The 5,341-nt window shown below is 73.6% G+C and carries 6 protein-coding genes; 1 reads left to right on the plus strand and 5 read right to left on the minus strand.

All coding sequences use genetic code 11. The features are described from left to right. Window positions 1-77 precede the first annotated feature (77 nt). Window positions 78-746, minus strand: a complete 669-nt coding sequence (gene tenA, locus AB0B41_RS35140; RefSeq protein ID WP_358211123.1) for a thiaminase II — start codon at window positions 744-746, stop codon at window positions 78-80. 244 nt (window positions 747-990) lie between these two features. Here tenA and AB0B41_RS35145 point away from each other — a divergent pair, with 244 nt between their 5' ends. Further along, complete coding sequence (locus tag AB0B41_RS35145) at window positions 991-1,209, plus strand: hypothetical protein (protein ID WP_037046035.1); 219 nt, start codon at window positions 991-993, stop codon at window positions 1,207-1,209. 16 nt (window positions 1,210-1,225) lie between these two features. On the opposite strand, the gene AB0B41_RS35150 is transcribed toward AB0B41_RS35145, so the two are convergent. The 4 genes from AB0B41_RS35150 to AB0B41_RS35165 form a co-directional block, all read right to left on the minus strand. Next, on the minus strand, window positions 1,226-1,444 hold the full coding sequence (locus AB0B41_RS35150; RefSeq protein ID WP_358211126.1) for a hypothetical protein: 219 nt from the start codon (window positions 1,442-1,444) through the stop codon (window positions 1,226-1,228). Between the two features lie 368 nt (window positions 1,445-1,812). Next, window positions 1,813-3,450: an AMP-binding protein gene (locus tag AB0B41_RS35155; protein ID WP_358211127.1), complete on the minus strand. Its 1,638-nt coding sequence runs from the start codon at window positions 3,448-3,450 to the stop codon at window positions 1,813-1,815. Then, window positions 3,447-4,739, minus strand: coding sequence for a cytochrome P450 (locus AB0B41_RS35160; protein ID WP_358211129.1), 1,293 nt, complete (start codon window positions 4,737-4,739; stop codon window positions 3,447-3,449). Before AB0B41_RS35160 ends, AB0B41_RS35155 begins: the two co-directional genes overlap by 4 nt. Before the next feature lie 52 nt (window positions 4,740-4,791). Beyond that, a partial coding sequence (locus tag AB0B41_RS35165; RefSeq protein ID WP_358211131.1) for a helix-turn-helix transcriptional regulator occupies window positions 4,792-5,341 on the minus strand: 550 nt, incomplete at its 5' end.

Below are 5,341 nucleotides of genomic sequence, written 5' to 3' on the forward strand. Positions count from 1 at the left end.
CTCCCGGCGTTCACCTGGGCTGCGGGGCCGGGGGGGTTTTTGTGGTGCTCCGGCACCACTTACCGCGCACAGCGGGTTCAGACGGGCCAGGTCTCCTCGCGGTAGCCGCCGTCCCAGAACATCCACTCGTACCGGCTCGTCGTGGTGAAGTGCGCCCGCATCCGGGCGAGCTCGGCCCCGGAGACCGACTCGCCGATCCGGTCGGTGGCAGCGAGCACGGCGTCGACGACGGCCTGGAACTCCTCGCCGCCGTAGGTGGCGATCCAGCGGGCGTAGAGCGGATCGGGGGAGCCGGCCTCGAGCAGGTGCTGGCCGACCTTCGCGTAGATCCAGTAGCAGGGGAGCACCGCCGCGACCGCCTCCGCGTAGGAGCCGGAGTACGCGGTGGCGAGCAGGTAGCTCACGTACGCCTGGGTGGCCGGCGCGACCGGCAGCGCCTCCGCCTGCTCCGCCGTGAGGTCGAGCTTGCCGAGCAGCTCGGCGTGCAGCTCCTGCTCCGCGGCGATCGCGCCGGCGGCGTGGGCACAGAACATGGCGAGGTCGTCCTCGCCGGGCGCCTTGGCCGCGCACAGCGCGAGCGCGCGGGCGTATCCGCGCAGGTAGTGGGCGTCCTGGACGATGTAGTGCCGGAAGGCCGAGTGCGGCAGCGTGCCGTCGGTCAGCCCGGTGACGAACGGGTGGGCGAGGATCGCGGCGTGGACGCCCTCGACGTCGCTCCACAGGACGTCGGTCGTGCGGGTGCTCATGACCGGAACCGTAGGGCCCGCGGGACGGCCGCCGGTGTGGCATGGACCACCCGTGGAGTGATCATGTGCGCGGGGGGTAGTCGCGTTCTGACAGTTCGTGCGCTCAGAGTGAGATACTCGTCACTCTTCGGGTATGATGACACCTGCCGGTCAACGGGGTGAGTCACGATGGAACACCACGGATGGCGACTCAGCGCTGAGCGCGCGCCGGCCCGCACGTCCTTCCTCCACGGAGGTGAGTGGAATGAGTCCCGTCCCCATGGACCATCACGAGAAGATGCGGCTGCGTGCTGCCGCGTTCCGGGTCACCCGCCTGTACCCCGGTCCCGTCGGTGAGGTGCTCTCCCGTGAGCTCCTGACCTGGGAGGAGTTCGGCTACCGGCTCGGCGGCGGCCAGCTCGTGATGCGGCTGGTCGACCATGTGCTCAAGACGCCGCTCAACCAGGACGGCGTCGCGGCCTGACTCCCCCGGGCCCGTCCTACGGGGCGGGCTCCTGCAGGGTCGTCACGGTGGTCGTCGCCGGACCGCTCGGCACCGTGCCGTCGGCCGACGCGGCCACGGCACCGCCCAGCACCAGCATCGCCGCGAGCGTCGCGAGGCTCCCTGCCCGTGCAGCAACCGTGTATGCCGCCGAGGCGGCGCCGTGCAGCGCCGGGGAGACCCGGCGGTGCCCCCGCTCGACGTGCTGTGCCGGCACGGGGCGCAGCAACCCCTCCACCGGTGCCGCCGGCATGCGGTCGGCCCGGTGTTCGCCGTGGGTGTGCGAGCGGCCGGGGTGCGCTCGGCGGCTCTCGCCGCGACCCCCACCGTGCCGCGGTCCACGCTGACCCGGAACCGCCGGAAGAACGACGGTGCGGTCCTCGGAACCGGCGCCGCGCGGGGCCGGCACGGGGCGGAGGGCCGAGGCGGCAGGCAGCACGGTCACGCCCGGTTCATCGGGACGTCACACACCTCCGTTAACGCACCCCGGCCGCCTCACCCGATCGGTGTCGTCAGATCTGACGACACGTGCCGGTCGCGGACTCGACCGTCCGGCCGCCGACATTCGGCCGGAACGATCACCACTCACAGGCGCTCCCGCAGCTCCCTCTTGAGCACCTTCCCCGCCGCCGACACCGGGATCTCGTCGACGAGCCGGATCTCGCGCAGCCGCTTGTACGGCAGGACCTGCGTGTTCACCGCATCCATCAGCTTCGCGGCCTCGGCCTCCGTGCGGCCCGGCGCCACCACGAACGCCACCGGCTGCTCGCCGACGGCCACGTCCGGCCGGCCCACGACGGCGGCCCCGACCACGCCCGGCTGCCGGAACAGCAGCTCCTCCAGCTCGCGCGGGTACACGTTGTAGCCCTTGTAGAGCAGCATGTCCTTCTTGCGGTCGACGATCCGCAGGTAGCCGTCCTCGTCGAGGACGCCGACGTCGCCGGTGTGCAGCCAGCCCTCCCGCAGCGCCGCCGCGGTCTCCTCCGGCCGGTCCTTGTACCCGACCATGACCTGCGGCCCGCGGATGCAGACCTCGCCCTCGGTGCCCACCGGTACCGGGTTCCCCTCGTCGTCGACGATCCGGACCTCGGTGTCGGCGACGGGCGGGCCGACGCTCCCGGCCTTGCGCACCGCCGAGCGCGCGGACGGGTTCTGCGTGGCGCCCATCGTGACCTCGGTGAGCCCGTAGCCCTCCACGATCACGAGGTCCTCGCCCAGCCGCCGCTGCAGCGCCTCGATCAGCTCGACGGGCAGCGGGGCCGCGCCCGAGCTGAGCGCCCGGACCGACGACAGGTCCCGCGTGGCGAAGTCCGGGTGCCGCAGCAGCGCGGCGTAGAGCGGCGGGGCGCCGCCCATCGAGGTGGCCCCGAACCGCTCGACGTCCGCCAGGTAGGCGGCCGGGTCGAAGCGCTCGTGCAGCACGCTGGTGGTGCCGGACAGGAGCGGGATGTTGAGCCCGCCGACCGTGCCCATCGCGTGGAACCAGGGCGTGATGTTGACGACGACGCCGGTGCCGAACCGCACCGGGAACTCCTCGCCCGGGCCCTGGTCGGCCAGCCGGAGACCGCCGTGCTCGTCGAGCTCCGGCCGGGCGCCGGAGCCCGCGACGGCGTACTGCAGGACGTTGACCACCACGTTGCGGTGCGGCAGCTGCACGCCCTTCGACCGCCCGGTGGTGCCGCCGGTGTAGGCGAGGTGGGCGAGGTCGCGGTGGACGTCGATCTCCACGGCCGGCGGCTCGGTGGGCGCCTGCGCGTGGAACTCCTCGAAGTCCGTCGCGCCCTGCGGGGTGAGCCGCACGGCGGGGTCGACGGCCTGCTCCCGGTTGGTGACCAGCGCGAACTTGACCCGCGTCTGGTCCCGCACCGCGGCGAACGCCGGGTACGCCGCCTCCCAGCTCACCATGGCGACGGCGCCGGCGTCGGCCAGCTGGGCCGCGAGGTCCGCGGGCGGCAGCAGCGGGTTGGCCGGCGTGAACGTGGCCCCGGCGAGCTGGATGCCGTAGTAGGCGATCGCGTACTGCGGGCAGTTCGGCAGGTGGATCGCGACCACGTCGCCCCGGCCGACGCCCTGCTCGCGCAGGGCGTGCGCGAACGCCGAGGCCCGCGCGAACAGCTGGGCGTAGGTCAGGTCGCGGCCGGAGTAGTGCACCGCCACGCGGTCGCCGTAGCGGCGCGCCGACCCGGCGAGCACCGCGCCGACCGGCACCTCGGGGTAGTTCACCGAGCCCCGCCGGCGGTGAAGGAGACCGGCAGGTGCTTGATGCCGTTGATGAACATCGACCGCAGCCGCTGCGGCTCCCCGGTGACGTGGATGTCCGGGACGCGGGTGAGCAGCTCGCGGAACATCACCGCCATCTCCCGGCGGGCCAGGTGGGCGCCGAGGCAGAAGTGCGGGCCGGGCCCGCCGAAGCCGACGTGCGGGTTCGGCGAGCGCCGCACGTCGAACCGGTCCGGGTCCGGGAAGTGCGCCGGGTCGCGGTTCGCCGCCCAGTAGAAGAGGGCGACCTTGTCGCCCGCCGCGAGCTCCTTGCCGCCGAGCACCGCGTCCCGGGCGAGCGTGCGCCGCATGTAGATGACCGGCGAGGCCAGCCGGACGATCTCGTCGATCGCGGTCGGCGTGACGCCGTCGAGATCGGCGAGCCAGGCCTCGCGCTGCTCCGGGTTGTCCGTGAGGAACTTCAGGCCCCAGCTGATCGCGTTGCGGGTGGTCTCGTTGCCCGCGACCACCAGCAGGACGAAGAAGCTGGCCAGCTCGTCCGGGGTGAGCCGTTCGCCGTCGACCTCCGCGTTGACCAGCGCGGAGGTGACGTCGTCCGTGGGGTTCGCCTCCCGTGCCGCGCCCAGGTCCTTCATCAGCGCCGCGAGCTCGCCACCCGCCGTGAGCAGGGCGGTGATGACGTCCGTGCCCTCCGGCACGTACTCCGGGTCCTGCGCCCCGAGGATCACGTTCGTGCGGTCGAACACGAAGCGGTGCTGGCTCTCGGGGATGCCCATCATGTCGCAGACGATCTTCAGCGGCAGCCGGGCGGAGATCTCGGTGACCGCGTCGCACTCGCCGCGGTCGATGACGTCGTCGACGATCCGGGTCGCCGACCGCTGCACGTCCTCGGTAAGCTGGGCGAGCCGGCGCGGGGTGAAGCCGCGCGAGACGATCCGGCGCAGCCGGGCGTGCCGCGGGTCGTCCATGTTGATCATGGATCCGAAGAACTCCGCGAACTCCGGCGGCTGGTCGACGACCGAGGTCGAGCCCGAGCCCGACGTGAAGACCTGCGGGGTCCGGCTGGCCTCGACGACGTCGTCGAGCCGGGTCAGCGCGAAGAACCCCGGGCCCGGCTCCAGATGGCCGAAGTCCGGCTCGGGGTAGAAGGGGATCGGCTCGTGGGTGCGCAGCCACGCGAACGCGGCGGCGCGCTCCTCGACGGGGACGGTCCAGAACCCCTCGACGTCCGAGAGGTCCGGGCGTCCCGGGTCGAGGGCCGTCTGATCCGTGGTGGTCGCGTCAGTGGACATGCATGCGGTCCCTCCTGCCGGTCCGCGGTGACCGGCGCCTCGCACACCATAGTTACTGAACGGTAGATCGGGGAGGGATGAGGCCCCGTTCGTACCCGATCGCGACGGCGTCCGTGCGGCCCGCGGCGCCGAGCTTCGCCGTGACCCGCGAGAGGTGGACGCTCACGGTCTTCTCGCTGATGTAGAGCGCCTCGCCGACCTGCCGGTTGGTGCGTCCCTCGGCCACCAGCGCCAGGACCGCGGCCTCCCGCGGGGTGAGGGGTCCGGCCCCCTCCGCGACGGGCTCCGGGCGCGGCCGCCGCGACCCCGCGCGCTCGCGGACGTCCGTCGCTCGCGCCCGGAGCGGTTCGGCGCCGAGCCGCTCGGCCGCCCCGATCGCGGCGTCGAGGTCGGCGACGGCCTCCTCCCGCAGCCGGGCGGCCGCCGCCCGGTCCTCGGTGCGGCCCGCGGCGGCCAGCCGCGCCTCGGCCCGCCGGACCCGCGCCTCGGCCTCCCGGTACGGCTCGCCGTAGCCGAAGGCCTCGAGCACGCCGGTCCAGGTGGCGGCGTCGGCCTCGCCGCGCACGCGGTCCCGCTCGGCGCGCGCCCGCGCCAGCCACGCC

This window comes from Pseudonocardia sp. NPDC049154, assembly GCF_040648315.1.
GTDB lineage: Bacteria > Actinomycetota > Actinomycetes > Mycobacteriales > Pseudonocardiaceae > Pseudonocardia.